We start from the raw sequence: 21,176 nt of genomic DNA on the forward strand, positions 1-21,176 counted from the left end.
TTGTGCGGGTGCTGGGAAGCGGGTGGTCAGATCAGGCCGCCGGGGTCACCGGGGCGGACCCGGCCACGCCAGGCACCGCTCTCGGCGCCGCGCTGCTCGATGAACTCCTTGAAGCGCCGCAGGTCGCCCTTGACCCGCCGGTCGATCAGGCCGAGGGCGTCCGCGCCCTTCTCGGCCAGCCCGGAGGGCTCGACGTCCATCGTGAGTTCCACCCTGGTGCGGCCGTCGTCCAGCGACTCGAACCGGACGGTTCCGCGCTGCTGCGTGTCACCGTCGGTGGTCCGCCAGGTGATCCGGTCGTCCGGCAGCTGGTCGACGATCTCGGTGTCGAACTCACGCCGCACCCCGCTGATGCTCGTGATCCAGTGGTTGTGCCGGTCGTCGAGCTGCCTGACCTCCTCGACGCCCTCCATGAAGTTCGGGAAGTCCTCGAACTGGGTCCACTGGTTGTAGGCCGTGTGGAGCGGGACGCCGACGTCAACGGCTTCCTTGACCGTGCTCATCTGTTCCTCCTCGTCGCAAGCGGCTCAGTTCCGGGGCGCGGACCGGCGGCCCCGGAGTGTCTTCTCGTTGGCCCCGGGGCTCGGCGTGATCGGGTCGCCGGACGCCGCCCGCTCGGGCGCGCCGCGATCGGCGTCCGCCCGGCCGGCCCGCTTCCCGACCTGCTCGAGCACCTCGTCCGTGAGGGTCGGGGCCGTTCTGTCCTTGTCGTTGCGTTCTGATCGCTTTCCCACGGCGCTCGGGTACCCGGATCTCTCCCGGCAATCCCCCCGGGTCTGCCTCACCTCACACGCCGGACCCGGCCTGCCGCGCCGCGACCAGCATCACGAGCACGGCGGCCAGTGTGATCGCGGCGCCGGTGTACAGCGGGGCCGTGTAGCCGAGGCCCGTGGTCAGGGCCAGGCCGCCCAGCCAGGCGCCGAGGGCGTTGCCGACGTTGGACGCGGACACGTTGGCGCTCGCGGCCAGCGCCGCTCCGTGGGCGGCGTCCGTCACACGGGTGATCATGCCGGGGACGGGGGCGAACCCCGTCACCCCCATCAGGAACACCAGCGGCACCGACGCCACGGCACTGCCCGCCAGCAGCCCGAACACGGCCAGCGTGACGGTCAGGGCGAGCAGCGAGAGCACCAGGGCGCGGTCCCGGTCGCGGTCGGCCGCGCGGCCGCCCACCAGGTTCCCGACGACCAGGCCGACGCCGTACACCATCAGCAGCCAGGCGACGTCGGCCGGGGAGAACCCGCCGACCTCGGTGAAGGTGTACGCGAGGTAGCTGAAGGCACCGAACATCCCGCCGTAGCCGAGGGCGGTGGCGGTCAGGGTGAGCCAGACCTGTGCGGACCGGAACACGCGCACCTGGTCCCGCAGGCCCGCGGACGGCCCGTCGGCGGGCGCCCCCGACGGCCGGCCGGGGACCAGGGCGGCGATGCCGGCCAGCGCCAGCACCCCGATCGCGGTGACCGCCCAGAAGGCCGCCCGCCATCCCCAGCGCTCGCCCACCAGAGCGCCGAACGGCACACCGAGCACGTTGGCGAGCGTCAGCCCCGCGAACATGACCGCCACCGCACGGGACTTGCGCTCAGGCCCGACCAGGCCGCGGGCGACGAGCGAGCCGATGCCGAAGAACGAGCCGTGGCACAGCGCCGCGACGATCCGCCCGAGGAGCAGCACGGCGTACGTGGGCGCGATCGCCGACAACAGGTTGCCGGCGACGAACAGCGCCACCAGTCCGACCAGCACCCGCTTGCGCGGCAGCCGGGCCGTCGCCGCGGTGAGCACGATCGCGCCGACGGCCACGCTCAGCGCGTACCCGGAGATCAGCCACCCGGCGGTCGCCCCGGACACCGAGAAGTCCGACGCCACCTGCGGCAGCAGCCCCGCGATCAGGAACTCCGTCAGCCCGATGCCGAAGCCGCCGAGTGCCAGTGCCACCAGCCCGCCCGGCACCCGGCGCGGTCCGGCCTCCCGTACGCCTGTGTCCATGCACCGACCCTCGCGGCCGGCCGCGTCCGGGTCCATGGACGGAGATCGACGGCACTTGGACGGATCGACGGCCCGGCGGCACGGGCTTTCTTCACACCTTGACTTAACACCACGGATATTGCTTGTATCGCAACTCCCCAAGAGTCCAGGAGCAGTTGTGAGACGTGCGCTGACCGCGATCGCGGCCGTTACTGTCATGACCCTGCCACTCATCGGTGCGGGCTCCGCCGCGTCGGGGCGCGGCGAGGCCGTCACCGGCACCTTCTCCACCGGCGGCACGCAGGCCTGGCAGCCCTTGCCGGTGGTCAGAACGGGAGACGACCACGGGGGCGCCGTCGACGCCACCGTGACCGCCGACCCGAGCGCCCTGCGCCAGCGGTACACCGGCATCGGCTTCTCCCTGGACGAGACCAGCGTGTCCAACCTGTGGAAGCTCACCCCCGCCGAGCGGGCCCGGGCCGTCCGGCTGCTGGTCGATCCCGTGCACGGCGCGGGACTCGACCGGTTCCGGCTCACCATCGGCAGCCCCGACCTCATCGAGCACCTGCCGTTCTGGTCGGAGGACGACCTGCCCGCCGGCGTCACCGAGGACTTCGGCCTGAAGCACTTCTCCATCCGGCGCGACCTCGACCTGCACATCATCGACACGGTCAAGCTGATCCAGCGCTACAACCCCCGTGCCACCTTCTTCGCGTCCGCGTGGAGCGCACCGGCCTGGATGAAGACCGACAACCGCTTCCTCGGCGAGGTCGCGCTCAAGCCAGGCAGCAGCACGGACTACTACCAGGTCGGCAAGTTGCGCGACGACTGCGTCGACGTGTTCGCCCGCTACTACGTCAAGTTCGTGCAGGCGTACGCCCGGCACGGCATCCGCGTCGACGCGCTCACCCTGCTGAACGAGCCCGGCATGGACGTCGTCTACCCGGCCATGGACATCAGCGTCGCCCAGCAGCAGAAGCTGGCCCTGGCGATCAAGCGCGAGATGCGCGCCCACCACCTCGGCACCCAGCTCTACGTGCACGACTTCAACTTCTGGGACTGGCGCGATCCCCACAGCACCGCGACCAAGAACTACCACCGCATCTTCGACGACGCCCCCGACGGCTCGGTGACCGGCGCCCAGGTCCGCGAGGCCGCCGACGCCATCGCCTTCCACCCCTACTGGGGCGACCCGACCGTCATGCGGGACGCCTACGAGCAGACCGGAAAGCCGGTCCAGCTCACCGAGACCAGCGACCTGGCACCCGCCACCGTCCTCGACGACTTCCGTCTCGACGCCGGCTCCTACATCCTGTGGGCCCAGGCCACCGACCAGAACGGCGGCACCCTGCACTGGACACCGGCCCGGGACAACGACATCGACTGGGACCAGGTCGCCGCCACCACCAAGTGGCCGGACCGGCTGGTGATGGTGCACACCGACACCGGGCGCTTCTCGGTCCGCGACGAACTGTACGGACTCGGCCAGTTCGCGAAGTACCTCACGCCCGGTGACACCCGCATCGAGTCCAGCGCCACGGACAACGGCGTCGGCAACGTCGTCTACCGCACCCGGGCGGGCGGTTACGTCGCGGTCCTCGGCAACAGCGCCGGCAGCGACCGCCGGGTCCGGATGACCGTCGGCGACCGGACGTTCGTCGTGACCGTACCGGCCGGCGCCTTCGCCACCTACCGGTGGCAGGACCGGGGCCGCCACTGACGGAGGGTATGGCTGACCCCCGCATGGGACGACCGGCAGGCCGGATGGTCGCGGGCGGGCGCGGTCCACAAAGCTGGGAGAAGCCGCCGAAGACGCTCACGCGTCACGGAAACGCGCACACCAGGAGGCCTCCTTGCTCACCCGCCGCGCCGCTGTCCTGTCGGCCGTCGCCGCCGTCACCCTGTCCGCCGTCTCCGCCCGCACCGCGTCGGCAGCGCCCCGCCCGGCCGGGCGGGCACGGCTGACCCTGCCCGCGCCCGGCGGCCCGCACCCGGTGGGGACGGTCTCCCTGCACCTCGTGGACACCACACGCGCCGACCCCTGGGTCCCGTCGCGCCCGTACCGGGAACTGATGATCGGCGTCCGCTACCCGGCGCGGGCCGTCGACGGCCACCCGAGGGCGCCGCAGCTGCTCCCCGGGGAGGCCGCCGGGTTCGCCGCGGTCAACAACTTCGCCGACGTGCCCGGCGACCGGGTCGACTGGGCGGCCACCCGCACCCACGCCCACGAGGGCGCCCCGCCCGACCGGAGCCGGGGCCCGTACCCGGTGGTCTGCTACTCACCCGGCGCCGGCGATCCCCGTGCCCTCGGCAGCACCCTCTGCGACGACCTGGCCTCCCGCGGCTACGTGGTGGTGACCCTCGACCACACCTACGACGCGTCGGCCGTCCAGTTCCCCGACGGCCGTGTCGAACGCACCGTGCTGCCCGCCGAGTTCGACAAGGCCTACCCGGACGAGGGGCGCATCCGGGCGCTCCTGGAGAAGACGATGGCCGTACGGGTCGCCGACACCCGCTTCCTGCTCGACGCGCTGCCCGGTGCCCTGCCCCGAGAGCTGCGCGACTTGGCCGACCGGACCCGGACCGGCATGTTCGGGCACTCGGCCGGCGGCTTCACCGCCCTGCAGGCCATGCACGACGACCGGCGCATCCTCGCGGGAGCGAACTTCGACGGCGTGCTCGCCTACGTCCAGGAGGACAGCGACTACGGTCACCTGTCCGGTGTCGCCGCGGACGGCCTCGACCGCCCCTTCCTGCTGGTCGGCAAGGACGGCAACGACCTGAGCACGGTGCCGTCCTGGAACGCCCTGTGGCGGCACAGCCGCGGCCACGGCGCTGGCCTGACCCTGCGCGGCGCCGAACACGCCACCTACACCGACGCGGAGACGATGATCCCGCAGCTCGCCCGCCGGCTCGGCCTGCCCCGCGCGACGGTCGTGAAGAACGTCGGCACCATCGCGCCGGCGCGGGCGATCGCCGCCGAACGCGCCTGCCTCAGCGCGTTCTTCGACCGCTCGCTGCGCGGCCGCGACGAGGCCGAACTGCCCGACCGCTACCCGGAGGTGCGGCTGTTCCGCCGCTGAGCCGTTCGGCCGGTCACGCCGGTGCCCGGTCCCCGGCCCGCTCCAGACGGACGATCACGCCTTTCGAGGTCGGCGTGTTGCTGATGTCCGCGACACTGTCCAGCGGCACCAGGACGTTGGTCTCCGGGTAGTAGGCCGCCGCCGAACCCCGGGGCGTCGGGTAGGCGACGACCCGGAAGGCGTCGGCCCGGCGCTCCGAACCGTCGGTCCAGACGCTGACGAGGTCGACCAGGGCGCCGTCGTCCAGACCGAGGTCCGCGAGGTCGGCCCGGTTCACCAGCACGACCCGCCGGCCGCCCTTGATGCCCCGGTAGCGGTCGTCCATCGCGTACGGGACCGTATTCCACTGGTCGTGCGAGCGCAGCGTCTGCAACACCAGATGCCCCGGTGGCGCCTGGAGCATCGTGAAGTCGTTGACGGTGAGGACGGCCTTCCCCGCGGGCGTCCGGAACACCCGTTCGTTGACCGGGTTGGGCAGCCGGAAGCCGCCCGGCCGCCGCACCCGTGCGTCGAAGTCCTCGAAACCCTCCACGACCCGGGCGATCCGGTCGCGGACGAGGCCGTAGTCGGCCTCGAAGTCCGCCCAGGGGATGTCCGGGGCGTCCGGCCCGGGGTCCAGGACCCGGCGGGCGAGGCGGCTGATGATGGACACCTCGCTGAGCAGGTGCGCGGACGCGGGGACGAGCCGGCCGCGGGTCGTGTGCACCTCGCTCATCGAGTCCTCGACCGTCATGAACTGCTCGCCGCCCGCCTGCACGTCACGGTCGCTGCGGCCGAGCGTGGGCAGGATCAGCGCGGTCCGCCCGCACACGGCGTGCGAGCGGTTGAGCTTGGTCGACACGTGCGCGGTCAGCCGGCAGTTGCGCAGCGCGCGTTCGGTGGCCTCGCTGTCGGGCGTCGCGCGCACGAAGTTGCCCGCGACCCCGACGAACAGCTTGGCCCGGCCGTTCAGCATGGCCCGGATGGAGTCCACGGAGTCCAGGCCGTGCCGCGTCGGCGCGGTGAAGCGGAACTCCCGTCCGAGCCGGTCCAGGAACGGCTGGGGCATCCGCTCCCAGATGCCCATGGTGCGGTCGCCCTGCACGTTGCTGTGCCCGCGCACCGGACACACGCCTGCGCCCGGACGGCCGATGTTGCCGCGCAGCAGAAGGAAGTTGACGACCTCACGGATCGTGGGCACCCCGTGCTTGTGCTGGGTCAGGCCCATCGCCCAGCAGACGATGACCCCACGGCTCGCCAGCACCCGCTCGTGCACCCGCTCGATCTCGTCCCGGCTCAGGCCGGTGGCCTCCAGGACGGCGTCCCAGGACGTCCGGCGGATGTGCTCGGCGAAGGCGTCGTAGCCGGTGGTGTGCTCCTCGATGAACGCGCGGTCCAGGACGGTGCCCGGTTCCTTGTCCTCGGCTTCCAGGAGCAGCAGGTTCAGCGCCTGGAACAGGGCCAGGTCGCCGCCGGGCCGTATCTGCAGGAACTGGTCGGCGATGTCCGTGCCACGCCCGAGGACCCCGCGCGCCTTCTGCGGGTGCTTGAAGCGCAGCAGCCCCGCCTCCGGCAGCGGGTTGACCGCGACGACCTGACCGCCGCGGCGCTTGGTCTCCTCCAGCGCGGACAGCATCCGCGGGTGGTTGGTGCCCGGGTTCTGCCCCACGACGAACACCAGGTCGGCGTCGTGGATGTCGTCGAGGCTGACGCTGCCCTTGCCGATGCCCAGGGTCTCGTTCAGCGCCGAACCGCTCGACTCGTGGCACATGTTGGAGCAGTCCGGCAGGTTGTTGGTGCCGAAGGCCCGCGCGAACAGCTGGAGCAGGAAGGCCGGTTCGTTGGCCAGCCGCCCGGAGGTGTAGAAGAGCGCCTCGTCCGGGTGGTCCAGGGCGCGCAGTTCGCCGGCGAGGAGGCCCAGCGCCTCGTCCCAGCCGACCGGCTCGTAGTGGGTCGCGCCCTCGCGCAGCACCATCGGCTCGGTCAGCCGGCCCTGCTGGTTGAGCCAGTAGTCCGACTTCCGGCTCAGCTCGTCCACCGAGTACCGCCGGAAGAACTCGGCGGTCACCCGCCGGGACGTCGCCTCGTCGCTGATGTGCTTGGCGCCGTTCTCGCAGTACTCGTTGCGGTGCCGCCGGCCGGGGCCCGGTTCCGGCCAGGCGCAGCCGGGACAGTCGAAGCCGTCGGTCTGGTTGATGTTCAGCAGGGTCAGCGCGGTGCGCTTCGGCGTGGTCTGGCCGAGCGCGTACCGCAGCGCGTGCGCCACCGCCGGAGCACCGGTCGCCCACGTCCTGGGAGCCGTCACCGACAGCCCGGCCTCGTCCGGCTCCTCGACGTCCCGCATCGCACACCACGTCCTCTCCGTCGCACCCACTCTTCGTGAGCGCTCGGGCACAGGTCAAAGCGGTAGTTCCGATCGTCTGACAGGCACCGCCGATCACGGCCGCCCCGTCCGGGGGATCATGGGGGCGTGCAACTGCGCCAACTGGAATACCTCGTCGCCCTCGGCCGGGCCCGCCACTTCGCGAAGGCGGCGCAGGCCTGCTACGTCTCCCAGCCGACCCTGTCCGAGGGCATCCGCAAGCTGGAGGACGAGCTCGGCATCCCGCTGGTCCGGCGCGGACGCCGGTTCGACGGCTTCACACCGGAGGGCGAACGGGTCGTCCTGTGGGCGCAGCGCATCCTCGCCGACCGCGACGCCATGGAGAGCGAGATCCAGGCGCTGCGGGCCGGACTGAGCGGCCGGCTGCGCATCGGCACCGTCCCCACGGCGTCCACCGCGGTCGCGCTGCTGACCCAGCCGTTCTGCGCCGCGAACCCGCTGGCGACCGTACAGGTCTTCGCCGACCTCCAGGCCGAGGACATCGTGCGGCGGCTGCGGAGCTACGAACTCGACGCGGCCGTCACCTACCAGAGCTCGGTCGCCGCCCACGACTTCACCTTCGTACCGCTGTACCGGGAGCGCCACGTGCTGCTGACCCGGCGGACCACGGCCGGCCCGGGTCCCGCCGAGATCTCCTGGGAGGAGGCCGCCCGGTACCCGTTGTGCCTGCTGCACCCCATGATGCAGGGCCGTCAGGTGCTCGACGCGGTGTTCGAGGCCGTGGGCGTGAGCGTGACACCGCGGGTCGAGACCGACTCCATCGCCTCGCTGTTCGCCCAGGTCAGGGCCGGTCAGTGGGCGAGCATCGTGCCGCACGCCTGGCTGCACGTGTTCGGTGTGCCGACGGGCATGCGGGTCGTCCCCCTGGTCCGGCCGGCCCGTACCGAGCGGATCGGTCTGGTGCTCCCGGCCCGGGAACCGGTCTCGGTGATCGGGCAGGCCCTGATCGACGTCGTGGCACGGGCCGGAGTCGCCGCCGCGCTGGAACGGCTGCCGCAGCGGGCGCCGGACGACGAGAACCCGTTCGACGCGCCGCGCTGACACGCGCTCCCGCCCGTGCGGGCCCATGGGTTGCACCGCCTGCCGGACCGGCGTTTTCTGGAAGTATCCGACGGTGAAACGAGATCGCCAGGGTTGCGGCACGCACCGACCCGGGCCCGCCTCGATGTGTTTCTCCTGGTCAAAGCCTCGGTCCGGGTGGTCCGCCGCCGTCACCCGGCGTTCGACGCGGAGGTGAACCAGGTGAAAGCCGTTGTCTACGAGAAGCCTTTCAGCGTCGCTGTCAGGGACGTCGACGATCCGGGCATCCAGCACCCCAACGACGTGCTGGTACGGGTCACATCGACCGCCATCTGCGGATCAGACCTGCACATGTACGAGGGCCGTACGGCCGCCCAGTCCGGCATCGTCTTCGGTCACGAGAACATGGGCATCGTCGAGGAGGTCGGCTCCGGTGTGACCTCGTTGTCCCAGGGCGACCGCGTCGTCATGCCCTTCAACGTCGCCTGTGGCTTCTGCAAGAACTGTCTGGCCGGTAAGACGGGGTTCTGCCTCACGGTGAACCCGGGCTTCGCCGGCGGCGCCTACGGTTATGTGGCCATGGGCCCCTACAAGGGCGGCCAGGCGGAGCTGCTGCGGGTGCCGTTCGCCGACTTCAACTGCCTGAAGCTGCCGCCGGGCAACGAATTCGAGACCGACTTCGTGCTGCTCGCCGACATCTTCCCGACCGGCTACCACGGCTGTGAACTCGCCCAGGTGATTCCCGGCGAGAGCGTGGCCGTCTTCGGCGCGGGTCCGGTCGGGCTGATGGCCGCCTACTCCGCGCTGCTGCGCGGCGCGGCCAAGGTGTTCTCGGTCGACCGGGTACCGGAGCGGCTCGCCAAGGCGGAGGAGATCGGAGCGATACCGATCGACTTCACCAAGGGCGAACCGGCGGAACAGATCAAGGAACAGACCGGAGGTGAGGGCACCGACAAGGGCGTCGACGCCGTCGGCTACCAGGCCCAGGCGCACGACGCGAGCCACGAGGAGCCCGCCGTGGTCCTCAACACCCTCGTCGACACGGTGCGGCCGACCGGCATGCTCGGCATACCCGGCCTGTACGTCCCGTCCGACCCGGGCGGACCCGACGAGCACGCCAAGCACGGCCAGTTGCTGGTCTCCATCGGCCGGATGTTCGAGAAGGGCCAGCGGATGGGCACCGGCCAGTGCAACGTCAAGCAGTACAACCGCCAGCTCCGTGACCTGATCATCGCGGGGCGGGCCAAGCCCAGCTTCGTGGTCTCCCACGAACTGCCGCTCGAGGACGCGCCCGGCGCGTACGAGAAGTTCGACCAGCGGATCGAGGGCTACACCAAGGTCGTCCTGCATCCCGGTCACGCGCTCGCCGCATAGTCCCGTCACCCCGCCGTGGCGGGCCGGCTCCCGGGAGCCGGCCCGCCACGAGCGCGTACGCGCACCGGTCAGCCGGCCGGTCCCGGGGTGAGGGCCGCCACCCACTCGGCCGGCCAGGGAGCGCTCACCCGCTCGCCGCCCCGCGGCACGTGGACGACCGTGTAACGGCCGGAGGCCGCGAGCTGCCGCGGCCGGCCGTCGGTCTCCTCACCCCACACCTCGAACCCGAACGTCATCGAGGACGTGCCGACGCGCTCGACGCCGAGCACGGTCGTCACCTCCTGCCCGAACCAGAGCGGGGCGGCGAACTCGACCTCGTACCGCACGCGCGGAACCACGCCGAAGTACCCGACGACCCCGCGCTCGCGCACCAGCGCCGCCTCGGCCGCCTCCACGTACCGCACCACCGCCGAGTTGTGGTAGTGCCCGGAGGCGTCCGTGTCCGCCCACTCCACACGGCACCGGTGCACGGCACGGACCGTCCCGGACGGCAGGAGCCGGTTTGCCGGGTCCGCCGGCTCCGCTCCGTGTGTCATCTCCGCGCCCTCTCTCATGTCTCGTATTTTTCACGGTCGTCATTTAAAGTCAATGCACCCCGTCCGGGCATGGGCCGACCCGACGGCAACAGAGTGAAAGGGGCGACGTGAAACTTGCATCCCTCGTCGTCGAGGGCGAGCGGCGCGCCGGTGCCGTGGACGTGTCACGGGGCACCGTGACGCTGGTGCCCGCGCACGTCGGGACCGTCGACGACATCGTCCGCGGCGGCCCGGCGGCCCTCGACGCGGCCCGGGCGGCGGTGGCCCACGGCGGACCGGAGACCGTGGCACTGCCCCACGTCCGGCTGGAGTCGCCGCTGCACCGCTTCAACCGCGACATCCTGTGCACCGGCTGGAACTACTGGGACCACTTCGAGGAGTCGAAGGGCAGGCGCGAGGGCCAGGATCCGCAGGAGCGGCCCCGGCACCCCACCTTCTTCACCAAGGGCCCGGACACGGTCATCGGCCCCGCCGACGACATCGCCTACGACCCCGACCTCTCCGCCAGGTGGGACTACGAGGCCGAGATCGCCCTCGTCATCGGCCGGGACGGGCGCTCGATCCCGGAGGAGAAGGCGCTGGACCACGTCTTCGGCTACCTCGTCGCCAACGACGTGTCCCAGCGCGACCTCCAGCGGGCGCACGGCGGCCAGTGGCTCAAGGGCAAGAGCATCGACGCGACCATGCCGCTCGGCCCCTGGCTGACCACCGCCGACGAGGTCGGGGACCTGACGGCGCTGCGGGTGCGGTGCGAGGTCAACGGGCAGGTGTTGCAGGACGCGACCAGCGGTCAGATGGCCTTTCCCGTGCCCCGGATCATCGCCGAGCTCAGCCGCGGGATGACGCTGCGCGCCGGGGACGTGGTCCTCACCGGTACGCCGAGCGGTATCGGCAGCGCCCGCGAACCGCAGGTCTTCCTCGCCGACGGCGACGTGGTCGTCACGCGGGTCAGCGGCCTCGGTGAACTGCGCAACGAGGTGCGCAGGACCCGGCTCACCTGAGCCGTACCCCTGGGGAGCCGTGGCCCCGACCGGTGTCCGCGCGGACCCGGTACCGGCCGATCGCCCGCTCCAGTTCCGCCGGGTCGAAGTCCGGTACGGCGATGCCCTGTACGTACTCCAGGACGTGTTCGGCGACGGTGCGGAGTCTGGTGTTGGTGCGCTGGGACACCTCGCGCAGGACGTGCCAGGCCTGCTCCGGCGGGATCCGGCCGCACGCGACGACGGCACCGATGGCCTGGTCGACGACGGCGTGCGAGGTGACCGCCTGACGCAGTTGGGCGTTGCGGGTCTCGAGCCGCTCCTGCTCCACGGCCAGTTCGGTGGCCGACAGGAGCCGCAACGGCTGGGTGCGGGAGAGCGCGAAGAAAGCCATGTGCCACCTCTGAGCGGGGATCGGGTTCACCCCTGCGCCTTCCCGCCGCGATCACCTGTACGCGGACCGGATGCGCACCCGGCCGTACGCGGACCGGATGTGTACCCGGCAACGGGCGGGGGCCGCCGGCGACCCCGCGGCCGCCGACGGCCCCCCGCTGTCCGCGCTGCCGCTAGCCGGGACGCCCCGCGGCCTGGTACTCGTCCGTGGCGGGGGAGGAGCCGCCGTCCGTCCCCGAGTCCGCCCGGTCGGCGTGCCCCGGCCACCAGGCCGCGTGACCGATCAGGGCCGTGAGGCTCGGGGTGAAGAACATCGCCATCACGAAGGCGGCCACCGCGATGCCGAAGGACACCGCGAAGCCCATCTCCGTGAGCAGCGAGTTGCCGGCCAGCATCATGGTGGCGAAGGTCGCCGCCAGGATGAAGCCGGCCGCGGCCACCGTAGGACCGGCGTGCCGCAGCGCCATCCCGGCCGCCTCGCGCGGCTCCCGGCCCTCGCGGGCCTCCTCGCGAAGCCTGGCGATCATGAGGATGTTGTAGTCCGTGCCGATGGCGACCACGAAGAGGTACATGATCACCGGAAGCATGAACATCAGCCCCGGCTTGTGCTGCGCGTCCTGGAAGATCCAGACCGTGGCGCCCAGCGTGGAGCCGAAGCCGAGCCCCACCGAGGCGATCAGGTACCAGGGCGCGACCACACTGCGCAGCAGCAGGCCCAGGATCACCATGATCAGGAGGGCGGCGACCGGGAACACCGTCCGGTAGTCGTGGTTGACCGCGGAGTCGATGTCCTTGTAGATCGAGGACATACCGCCGACCAGGGCCTCGGTGCCCTCGGGAGCGTCGGCGTGTGCCACCTCACGCACCCGGCCCACGGCGTCTATCGCCTTGTCGGTGGAGGCCTCGTACTTGAGCGTGACGGTGAAGTCCGCCGTGGTACCGGCCTTGTTCAGCTGGGTCATGCGGGCGCTCGCGACACCGTCCACGGTGCCCAGCTTCCGCGCGTAGGCGTCGAACGCGGAGGTGTCCAGCGGCTTGCCGCCGGTGCTCGACAGGTACACGTCGGTGGGCGCTGCGGCACCGGCCGAGTACGCCTTCTGCATCTCGTCCTGGACGACCATGGACTCCTTGGTCTTGGGCATCGAGCCCGACGCCAGGTCGAACGTGGCGTGGTAGCCGAGCGTGCCCAGCGACAGCACGACCAGGACGAGGCCGGAGACCGCGGCGGTCAGTGCCGGGCGGCGCTGCACCCCACGGCCGAGAGCCGCGAACCGGGCGTTCTCCGGCTCGCGTTGCCAGGACTTCGAGGGCCAGAACACCTTCGGGCCGATCAGCGAGACGACGGCCGGGATGAGCGTCAGGCCCGCGATCAGGGTCACGGAGACCGCGATGGCCAGTGCCGGGCCCATCTGCTTGAGGAACCCCAGCGTGGACAGGACCAGAGCGAGGAAGGCGATGATGACCGCGCCGGCCGCCGAGGCGATGGCCTCGCCGACCCGGGCCACCGCGTTGATCATGGCTTCCTTGGGTTCGTCGCCCGCGCGCAGCCGCTCGCGGTACCGGAACATCAGGAACAGGAAGTAGTCGGTGCCCACACCGAAGAGCACGACGATCAGGATCGACGAGACCGAACTGTTGGCCTGGAGGCCGAACAGCTTGGTGGCGTAGGCGATCAGTCCGTTGGCGATCGCGGACACCAGGCCGATCGTGATCAGCGGCAGGATCGCGAGGATCGGCGCCCGGAAGATGATCAGCAGGGTCACCAGGATGATCAGGAAGGTGCCGATCCCGATCAGTGCCTCACCGCGTTTGGACGAGTCCTGCTGGTCCAGTGCCTGTGCGGCCGAGCCGCCGAGCCTGGCCTCCAGGTCGGTGCCCTTGGTCAGTTGCCTGACGTCGTCACGCAACACCTTGGCCGCGTCCGCCTGTACGGGCTGGCCGGCGTTCTTGCTGTCCATCTGGACCAGGGTCATGGTGTATTTGCCGTCCTTGGACGGCTGGCCGGGGACGACCTTCTGGACCTGGTCGATGTGCTTGCCGCCCAGTTCGGTGGTGATCCGGGCGACGTCCTTCAGATCGGCGGCGGTGAGCTTTCCGCCGTCGGTGCGCTGGTACAGGGCGATCGCGGACGGGGTGAAGGCGCTGGGGAACGCCTTCGCCTGGAGGTCGGCCGCTTTGATCGACTCGTAACTCTTGGGCAGGAAGCTGCTCTCGTCGCTGTTCGAGGGCAGGCTCGGGGCGGTGGCCACGATCGCCACCGCCGCGATCAGCCATGCCACGATCGTCCAGACGGGATGTCGGACGACGGCACTGCCAATTCGTCGGAACATGCGGAAGGTCCTCCTGGGTAGGAAGATCACCGCAGCCCGGGGAGCGGTCCCTGGCATCGGCGACCCCGACCGGTTCGCATCCGACGGACCGGTCGCATGGTTGTCTTGAGGTCACATGGTAGGGATCACACACGACGATCGGTCCAGTGGGTTTCTTGCGGCGCGTCCGGCGAGTTCCGGCCCGCGGGTGTTCCGGCCCGGCTGCGCGCCCGGCCCTGTCGTCTGTACGCCGGGGGTCCGGTCGGCCACCATCGAGGACATGATCCCCGTACCGCCGCCGCCCCGACCGGAGGGCTGAACCATGCCGACGATCAGCCAGTGGCGGCTGCGGGCCGCGTTCGCCGAGCGGTTGTCGGGGATGTACGGGCGCGAGGTGCCCGCGTACACCACGCTGGTCGACGTCTCGCGCGAGGTCAACGAGGACGTCCTGCGGGCACGGGGTGCCGACGCCGAACGCCTGGGCTCCATCGGCCGGGTGACCGCCGAACGGCACGGCGCCATCCGGGTCGGCACCCCGGGCGAACTGGCGCAGGTCGCCCGGATCTTCGGCGCCCTCGGGATGCACCCGGTCGGCTTCTACGACCTGCGGGAGGCCGCCGCCAGCGCGGTCCCCGTCGTCTCCACCGCCTTCCGGCCGGTCGACGAGGAGGAACTCGCCCGCAACCCCTTCCGGGTCTTCACCTCCCTGCTCACCCCCGCCGACCCCCGCTTCTTCGACCCGGACCTGCGCTCGCGGCTGGAGACCTTCCTCGCCGGCCGGGAGCTCTTCCCGCCCGAGCTGCCGCTGCTCGCCGACCGGGCCGCGGCCGAGGGCGGGCTGCCGGCCGACGAAGCCGAACGCTTCCTGCGACTGGCCGTGCGAGCCTTCGAGTTGTCGGCCGAACCGGTGGACCGGGCCTGGTACCGGACCCTGGAGCGGGTCTCCGCCGTCGCCGCCGACATCGGCGGTGTCCGCAGCACCCACATCAACCACCTCACCCCGCGGGTGCTGGACATCGACGAGCTGTACCGCCGCATGACCGAGCGCGGCATCGAGATGATCGACACCGTCCAGGGCCCGCCGGCCTGGAAGGGCCCCGACGTCCTGCTGCGGCAGACCTCCTTCCGCGCCCTGGCCGAACCCCGGGCCATGCGCACCGAGGACGGCGGTGTCGTCGCCGGCGCCCTGCGGGTCCGGTTCGGCGAGGTCGAGGCCCGCGGCATCGCCCTCACCCGGACGGGACGGGCCCGGTACGACGACCTCCTCGACCGTGTCGACGAGCAGGCCGCCCAGCACCCCGCGGCGGCCCGCGACGACCTCGCCCGCGCCCTGTGGGAACGGCACATGCCCGGCACCGAGCGGGAACTCGCCGCCCAGGGACTGGCCTACTTCACCTACCGGGTGGCCGACGGCCGGCCACGGGACGGCACCGCACCACCGTCCGGTGTCGCCGAACTGGTGCGGCAGGGCTGGCTGGTCGCCGAACCCGTCGTCTACGAGGACTTCCTGCCCCGCTCCGCCGCCGGCATCTTCCAGTCCAACCTCAGCGGCGAGGGCACCCGCGACAACGGCCGGCAGGGCACCCGCTACGACGCCGACTGGCTCTCCGGCGCGGTCGGCCGGGAGGTCCTCGACCCCTTCGCCCTCTACGAACGGCAGCAGAACCGCTCCCTCGCCCATGTCGCCCGCTCCCTCGGCCTCACTGGCCCGCCCCGCTGATCCCTCACCCCGGGAGGACACCATGACCGGCACCGCGCTCCCCGCCACGGACGAACTGCGCGCCCGCGCACTCGCGTGCCTCCGGAACATCGGCGCGCGGGCCGTCGAGGGCGACGACTTCGCGGCCCGCACCCCGATCACCGGCGAACGGCTCATCGGACTGCGGGCCGCCACCGGCACCGACGTCGAGGAGGCCGTCGCCGCCGCCCGGGCCGCCTTCCTGACCTGGCGCACCACGCCCGCCCCGCGCCGCGGCGAACTCGTGCGCCGCCTGGGCGCGTTGCTGCGCGAGTACCAGAGCGACCTGGCCGATCTGGTCACCGTCGAGGCGGGCAAGATCCGCTCCGAGGCGCTCGGCGAGATCCAGGAGATGATCGACATCTGCGACTTCGCGGTCGGCCTCTCCCGTCAGCTGTACGGCCGTACGATCGCCTCCGAGCGGCCGGGCCACCGGCTCGCCGAGACCTGGCACCCGCTCGGCGTGGTGGGTGTGGTCTCCGCCTTCAACTTCCCCGCCGCGGTGTGGTCCTGGAACACCGCGATCGCCCTCGTCTGCGGTGACACCGTGGTCTGGAAACCCTCCGAACTCACCCCGCTGACCTCCCTGGCCTGCCACCACCTGCTGACCCGCGCCGCCGCCGAGACCGGTGCCCCGGACGACGTCCACCGCCTCCTGCTCGGAGACCGGGCGGTCGGCGAGCGGCTGGTCGACGACCCCCGCGTGGCCCTGGTCAGCGCCACCGGCTCCACCCGCATGGGGCGCGCGGTCGGCCCGCGCGTCGCCGCCCGCCTCGGCCGCAGCCTGCTGGAACTCGGCGGCAACAACGCGGCGATCGTCGCGCCCTCCGCCGACCTGGACCTCGCCGTCCCGAGCGTCGTGTTCGCCGCGGCCGGCACGGCGGGCCAGCGCTGCACCACGCTGCGCCGGCTCATCGTCCACCGCGACATCGCCGACACCATCGCCGGACGTCTGACCGACGTCTACGGCAGGTTGCCCGTCGGCGACCCGTTCGACGACGCCACCCTGGTCGGACCGCTCATCTCCACCGCCGCGCTCGACGCCATGCACGACGCCCTCGGCCGGGTCCGGGCCGACGGCGGCAAGGTGCTGGCCGGCGGGAACCGCCGCCTGGCCGAGGCGGCACCGGCGGCGGCCTACACGGAGCCCGTCCTCGTCCGCGTCGACGGACAGACCGACGTCGTCCGGGAGGAGACCTTCGCGCCGATCCTCTACCTCCTCACCTACGACACCCTCGACGAGGCGATCGCGCTGCACAACGACGTCCCGCAGGGCCTGTCGTCGAGCATCTTCACCCGCGACCAGCGGGAGGCCGAGATCTTCCTGTCCGCCGCCGGCTCCGACTGCGGTATCGCCAACGTCAACATCGGCACCTCCGGAGCCGAGATCGGCGGCGCCTTCGGCGGCGAGAAGGACACCGGCGGCGGCCGCGAGTCCGGATCCGACGCCTGGAAGGCGTACATGCGCGCGGCCACCAACACGGTCAACTACTCAGGCGAACTCACCCTCGCCCAGGGCGTCAGCTTCCTCTGAGCGCCGCCGGGGACGGTAGACGGTCGCCAGCACCGACACGGTGACCCGCTCCGGCACCCACCCGCCGACGTCGGCCCCGCCGAGGTGCCACGCGCTCGGCGTCATCCGCACCAGATCCCCGGCCCGGGCCCGGGCCACCGGCATGACGTACTCGACCCGTTCGGTCCGCACGGCCTCGAAGAAGGGACCCAACGCCCGACGCAGCCGACACTCCTTGACCGGGTCGACACCGACCACCGCAGGCACCCGACCCCGCAACTCGGCCAGGTGCCCGCCGGTGGGGCGCACCACCAGCAGCCGGCCCGTCGGCCGGAGCACCCGGTGGAACTCCGCCGGGTTGCGTGGCGCGAACACGTCCAGCACCACGTCGGCCACCCCGTCGGCCAGCGGAAAGGAACGAAAGACATCCCAGGCCACCGCGGCGGCCCGGGCATGGGCCCGGGCCGCCGAGCGCAGTGCGCGCGCCGAGGTGTCCAGTCCCAGACCACGGGCGGTGGGCAGCCGGTCGAGGACACCGCCGAGGTAGTAGCCGGTGCCGCAGCCCACGTCGACGACGGTGGCGTGCCGCGGAGCGTCGGCGGCGGCCAGCCGGGTCACCTCGGCGTGCAGGGGCACGTAGCCGCCGGTGGCCAGGAACCGTTCGCGGGCCCGGACCATGGCCGCGTCGTCGCCGCTGGTGGCGCGGGCGCCGGTGAGCAGGCCGGCGTAGCCGTGCCGGGCGATGTCGAAAGAGTGGCCGGCCGGGCAGCGCAGGCTGCCGTGGCCGGGGAGGAGCGGGTGGGCCCGGCAGGCCGGGCAGCGCAGCAGATCCAGGGAGAGTTCCAGGGCAGGGGGCAGTGAAACGGGCACGGGGCACTCCTGATGTGGGTCACGGTGGGCATGCGCGGGAGGGCGACGCCGGCCGGCGTCGCCCTCAGGGCCCTGTGATCACAGGAAGCAGTGGTGAGGGGTGCTCAGGAATGCCACGGGGTGAGTCTACGAGCCGTCGCCGTCCGGGCGGTCGCGGCCGCCCCTCGGCGGTCCGGCCGCTCCCTCGGGCAGCAGGAACGCGGTGAGTGCGGCCGTGTCGTCCCGCAGTTGGTCGTGGCTGTAGTCCAGCAGGTCCTGGTGGAGCCGTGCCAGCAGTTCAGGCGGCGGCATCGGGCCCCAGGAGCGCAGCCGCTGGAGCAAGGGGTAGAAGGCGCCGTCCGGGGCCCGGGTCTCGGTGACGCCGTCCGTGTACAGCAGCAGTTGATCGCCGGGCCCGAAGGCGTAGGTGTCGACGCGGTAGGGATCCCCGACCAGCATGCCGAGGTTCAGCGGCGGACCCGGCTGTCCCCGGTCCAGCTCGCGCACCTCGCCGGGGCGGATCAGCAGCGGCGGCGGGTGACCGCAGTTGAGGACGCGGACCACCCTCTCGCCGTCGGGGACCTCGGCGAAGACGGCGGTGACGAACCGCTCGCCCACCTCGTGGCCGCCCAGCTGGTCGGCCCGGCGCGACATGCTGACGTCCACCCGCTCCACCAGCGCGTGCAGGTCGGACTCGTCGTGCGCGGCCTCCCGGAACGCGCCCAGCATCGCGGCCGCCGTCTCCACCGCGAGCAGCCCCTTGCCGCGCACGTCGCCGATGAGCAGGCGTACCCCGTGCGCGGTGGGCACGGCCTCGTAGAGGTCGCCGCCGATGCGGGCCTCCGCGGCGGCGGACAGGTAGAAGCTCTCGAGGAGCAGGTCGCCGATCCGGTGCGGCACCGGCCGGAGCAGGACGCGCTGCGCGATCTCGGCCACGAACCGGACGTCGGCCAGGGTGCGTTCGCGGCGGATCCGGTGCGCGGCCAGGACCGTGCCGAGGGCGCCGACCAGAGCCGTACAGGCGTAGACGGCCACGTAGTGCCGTTCCCAGATGTAGCCGACCGGGCGGCCCGCGCAGCACGGGGTGCCGGCCAGCAGCATCTCGAAGCCGACGGCGAAGACGGTGGTGCCGGCGACGACGACCGCCGCATGCGCGAAAGCGGTCACCAGCGGCAGCGCGATCAGGGCGAAGCTCACCGGCCACGACACGGGGGTGATCGGCTCGACCACCAGCACGCCGGCCACGTACATCACGGGGAGCCAGCGCATCCACGTGGGGGGCGCGGGCAGTGCTGGGTAGCGACCGTCGTGCCTCACCCGGGACTCCTGGAATACGCGTCTCGACAAGACGCCCAGCCTCCCGGTCCCGCTCCCGACACACCGGTGATTGCTCCGCTCAGCGGCATGTTCCGGACACCGTCGACAGCGTTCGAATTCCGTTACGAAACATTCGGGATTTCAAGCCTGGATATGAGATCTTGAATTGGCCGAATATCGGCCTTGGTGATCTCGGATCCCCTATTTGACGGGCTGTACTGCGGAGATTGCTAATCGGGCCGCCCGCAGCTTTCGAAATAAGTACCGAAACTGTTGACAGGTGACATGCGCAGACCAACACTCCACCACGTCACACCCGCAGCAACCCGCACAGGCCCACGAGGAGGCATCGCATGAACCCGCTCGACCACGCCCTCAGCCGCCGGAGCGCCGGCGCCCTGCTGCTCGGCGCCGCCGCCGGGCTCGCCCTGCCGGGCACCGCCCGCGCCGCCACCGTCGTCACCACGAACCAGACCGGCACCAACAACGGCTACTACTACTCCTTCTGGACCGACGCCCAGGGCACGGTCTCCATGACCCTCGGCTCCGGCGGCAACTACAGCACCAGCTGGAGCAACACCGGGAACTTCGTCTGCGGCAAGGGCTGGAGCACCGGAGCCCGCCGCAACGTGACCTACTCCGGCAGCTTCAGCCCCTCCGGAAACGGCTACCTGTCCCTGTACGGCTGGACCTCGAACCCGCTCGTCGAGTACTACATCGTCGACAACTGGGGCACCTACCGGCCCACCGGGACGTACAAGGGCAGCGTCACCAGTGACGGCGGCACCTACGACATCTACCTCACGACGCGGTACAACGCCCCGTCCGTCGAGGGCACCAAGACCTTCAACCAGTACTGGAGCGTCCGCCAGTCCAAGCGCACCGGCGGCACCATCACCACCGGCAACCACTTCGACGCCTGGGCCAGGGCCGGCATGCCCCTCGGCAGCTTCAGCTACTACCAGATCCTCGCGACCGAGGGCTACCAGAGCAGCGGCAACTCCACCATCACGGTGGCGTGATGGGCACCCCGGCAGAGCGCTCGTCACGGCCCCTGGTGGCGACCGCCGTCGCCCTGGCCGCCGCCGGCACACTCCTCGCCGGCGCCGCCCCGGCCCCCGCGGCCGCCTGCGCCGGCTACGTCGGCCTCACCTTCGACGACGGGCCGTCCACCGCCCACACCCCGGCCCTGCTCGGTGCCCTCGGGGCCAACGGGCTGCGGGCCACCATGTTCAACGAGGGCCAGTACGCGGCCGCCTACCCGGCCCAGGTCCGGGCCGAGGTGAGCGCGGGCATGTGGGTCGGCAACCACAGCTACACGCATCCGCACCTGACCCAGGAGACCCAGGCGCAGATCGACTCGGAGATCTCCCGCACCCAGTCGGCCGTCGCGTCCGCCGGCGGCGGCACGCCGGCCCTGTTCCGGCCGCCGTACGGCGAGACCAACGCGACCGTGCGCACGGTCGAGGCCAAGTACGGGCTGACCGAGATCATCTGGGACGTCGACTCGCAGGACTGGAACGGCGCGAGCACCGACGCGATCGTGCAGGCCGTCGCCCGGCTCACCAACGGCCAGATCATCCTCATGCACGAATGGCCGGCCAACACCCTGGCCGCGATCCCGCGCATCGCGGGGACCCTCGCGGCCAAGGGGCTGTGCTCCGGGCGGATCTCCCCGGGGACCGGGCGCGCGGTGGCTCCCTGAGCGAGCCGGAGCCTCCTGGGAGACCAGGGGCACCG

17 protein-coding genes and 1 pseudogene are annotated in these 21,176 nt (G+C 71.7%); 9 read left to right on the forward strand and 9 right to left on the reverse strand.

Annotated features, from left to right (window positions below):
• Positions 1–26: 26 nt before the first annotated feature.
• The 3 genes from MB828_RS05625 to MB828_RS05635 are packed head-to-tail and all read right to left on the reverse strand — an operon-like array spanning position 27 to position 1,947.
• On the reverse strand, positions 27–503 hold the full coding sequence (locus MB828_RS05625; protein WP_133023011.1) for an SRPBCC family protein: 477 nt from the start codon (positions 501–503) through the stop codon (positions 27–29).
• 24 nt (positions 504–527) lie between these two features.
• On the reverse strand, positions 528–734 hold the full coding sequence (locus tag MB828_RS05630; RefSeq protein WP_301647184.1) for a hypothetical protein: 207 nt from the start codon (positions 732–734) through the stop codon (positions 528–530).
• Positions 735–786: 52 nt separating this feature from the next.
• Positions 787–1,947: an MFS transporter gene (locus MB828_RS05635; protein ID WP_301647267.1), complete on the reverse strand. Its 1,161-nt coding sequence runs from the start codon at positions 1,945–1,947 to the stop codon at positions 787–789.
• Positions 1,948–2,179: 232 nt separating this feature from the next.
• On the opposite strand from MB828_RS05635, the gene MB828_RS05640 reads away from it, so the two are divergent.
• Both MB828_RS05640 and MB828_RS05645 read left to right on the forward strand, forming a co-directional pair.
• Entirely contained in the window at positions 2,180–3,682 is a 1,503-nt protein-coding gene (locus MB828_RS05640; protein WP_301647185.1) for a glycoside hydrolase family 30 protein, read from the forward strand.
• 133 nt (positions 3,683–3,815) lie between these two features.
• Positions 3,816–5,045, forward strand: coding sequence for an alpha/beta hydrolase family protein (locus MB828_RS05645; RefSeq protein WP_301647186.1), 1,230 nt, complete (start codon positions 3,816–3,818; stop codon positions 5,043–5,045).
• Between the two features lie 13 nt (positions 5,046–5,058).
• Here MB828_RS05645 and MB828_RS05650 read toward each other — a convergent pair whose 3' ends face one another.
• A complete protein-coding gene (locus tag MB828_RS05650; protein ID WP_301647187.1) occupies positions 5,059–7,368 on the reverse strand; it encodes an FdhF/YdeP family oxidoreductase in 2,310 nt (769 codons plus the stop codon).
• A gap of 126 nt (positions 7,369–7,494) precedes the next feature.
• Between MB828_RS05650 and MB828_RS05655 the strand changes: the two genes are divergently transcribed.
• The gene (locus MB828_RS05655) at positions 7,495–8,448 is read left to right on the forward strand and encodes a LysR family transcriptional regulator (protein WP_301647188.1); all 954 of its coding nucleotides are present in this window, start codon (positions 7,495–7,497) and stop codon (positions 8,446–8,448) included.
• 201 nt (positions 8,449–8,649) lie between these two features.
• A complete protein-coding gene (locus MB828_RS05660; protein WP_301647189.1) occupies positions 8,650–9,801 on the forward strand; it encodes a glutathione-independent formaldehyde dehydrogenase in 1,152 nt (383 codons plus the stop codon).
• Between the two features lie 68 nt (positions 9,802–9,869).
• On the opposite strand, the gene MB828_RS05665 is transcribed toward MB828_RS05660, so the two are convergent.
• Positions 9,870–10,271: an acyl-CoA thioesterase gene (locus tag MB828_RS05665; protein ID WP_301647190.1), complete on the reverse strand. Its 402-nt coding sequence runs from the start codon at positions 10,269–10,271 to the stop codon at positions 9,870–9,872.
• Positions 10,272–10,444: 173 nt separating this feature from the next.
• Between MB828_RS05665 and MB828_RS05670 the strand changes: the two genes are divergently transcribed.
• Entirely contained in the window at positions 10,445–11,338 is an 894-nt protein-coding gene (locus MB828_RS05670) for a fumarylacetoacetate hydrolase family protein (protein ID WP_301647191.1), read from the forward strand.
• Here MB828_RS05670 and MB828_RS05675 read toward each other — a convergent pair.
• Positions 11,331–11,711 (reverse strand): ANTAR domain-containing protein, encoded by a 381-nt coding sequence (locus MB828_RS05675; RefSeq protein WP_301647192.1) that lies wholly within the window; start codon positions 11,709–11,711, stop codon positions 11,331–11,333. The two genes, MB828_RS05670 and MB828_RS05675, sit on opposite strands and share 8 nt — an antisense overlap.
• A 172-nt stretch (positions 11,712–11,883) precedes the next feature.
• A complete protein-coding gene (locus MB828_RS05680; protein WP_301647193.1) occupies positions 11,884–14,040 on the reverse strand; it encodes an MMPL family transporter in 2,157 nt (718 codons plus the stop codon).
• A gap of 301 nt (positions 14,041–14,341) precedes the next feature.
• On the opposite strand from MB828_RS05680, the gene hglS reads away from it, so the two are divergent.
• Together hglS and amaB are read left to right on the forward strand one after the other, a co-directional pair.
• Positions 14,342–15,739, forward strand: coding sequence for a 2-oxoadipate dioxygenase/decarboxylase (gene hglS, locus MB828_RS05685; RefSeq protein WP_301647194.1), 1,398 nt, complete (start codon positions 14,342–14,344; stop codon positions 15,737–15,739).
• Between the two features lie 22 nt (positions 15,740–15,761).
• Complete coding sequence (gene amaB / locus MB828_RS05690; protein WP_301647195.1) at positions 15,762–17,291, forward strand: L-piperidine-6-carboxylate dehydrogenase; 1,530 nt, start codon at positions 15,762–15,764, stop codon at positions 17,289–17,291.
• On the opposite strand, the gene MB828_RS05695 is transcribed toward amaB, so the two are convergent.
• Positions 17,250–18,140, reverse strand: coding sequence for a methyltransferase domain-containing protein (locus MB828_RS05695; protein WP_301647196.1), 891 nt, complete (start codon positions 18,138–18,140; stop codon positions 17,250–17,252). The two genes, amaB and MB828_RS05695, sit on opposite strands and share 42 nt — an antisense overlap.
• 126 nt (positions 18,141–18,266) lie before the next feature.
• Positions 18,267–19,436 (reverse strand): PP2C family protein-serine/threonine phosphatase, encoded by a 1,170-nt coding sequence (locus MB828_RS05700; RefSeq protein WP_301647197.1) that lies wholly within the window; start codon positions 19,434–19,436, stop codon positions 18,267–18,269.
• Between the two features lie 353 nt (positions 19,437–19,789).
• Here MB828_RS05700 and MB828_RS05705 point away from each other — a divergent pair, with 353 nt between their 5' ends.
• Positions 19,790–20,458, forward strand: a complete 669-nt coding sequence (locus tag MB828_RS05705; RefSeq protein ID WP_301647198.1) for a glycoside hydrolase family 11 protein — start codon at positions 19,790–19,792, stop codon at positions 20,456–20,458.
• Positions 20,458–21,138: pseudogene (locus tag MB828_RS05710) on the forward strand (polysaccharide deacetylase family protein); the annotation flags it as partial. The gene MB828_RS05705 and the pseudogene MB828_RS05710, both read left to right, overlap by 1 nt.
• Between the last annotated feature and the right edge of the window lie 38 nt (positions 21,139–21,176).

The organism is Streptomyces arenae, assembly GCF_022343545.1.
Classification (GTDB): domain Bacteria; phylum Actinomycetota; class Actinomycetes; order Streptomycetales; family Streptomycetaceae; genus Streptomyces; species Streptomyces humi.

Coding starts and splice junctions, on each gene's coding strand:
- MB828_RS05625 (WP_133023011.1), bottom strand. CDS start 503: ATGAGCACGGTCAAGGAAGCCGTTGACGTCGGCGTCCCGCTCCACACG.
- MB828_RS05640 (WP_301647185.1), top strand. CDS start 2,180: ATGACCCTGCCACTCATCGGTGCGGGCTCCGCCGCGTCGGGGCGCGGC.
- MB828_RS05650 (WP_301647187.1), bottom strand. CDS start 7,368: ATGCGGGACGTCGAGGAGCCGGACGAGGCCGGGCTGTCGGTGACGGCT.
- MB828_RS05675 (WP_301647192.1), bottom strand. CDS start 11,711: ATGGCTTTCTTCGCGCTCTCCCGCACCCAGCCGTTGCGGCTCCTGTCG.
- MB828_RS05680 (WP_301647193.1), bottom strand. CDS start 14,040: ATGTTCCGACGAATTGGCAGTGCCGTCGTCCGACATCCCGTCTGGACG.
- hglS (WP_301647194.1), top strand. CDS start 14,342: ATGCCGACGATCAGCCAGTGGCGGCTGCGGGCCGCGTTCGCCGAGCGG.
- amaB (WP_301647195.1), top strand. CDS start 15,762: ATGACCGGCACCGCGCTCCCCGCCACGGACGAACTGCGCGCCCGCGCA.
- MB828_RS05705 (WP_301647198.1), top strand. CDS start 19,790: ATGAACCCGCTCGACCACGCCCTCAGCCGCCGGAGCGCCGGCGCCCTG.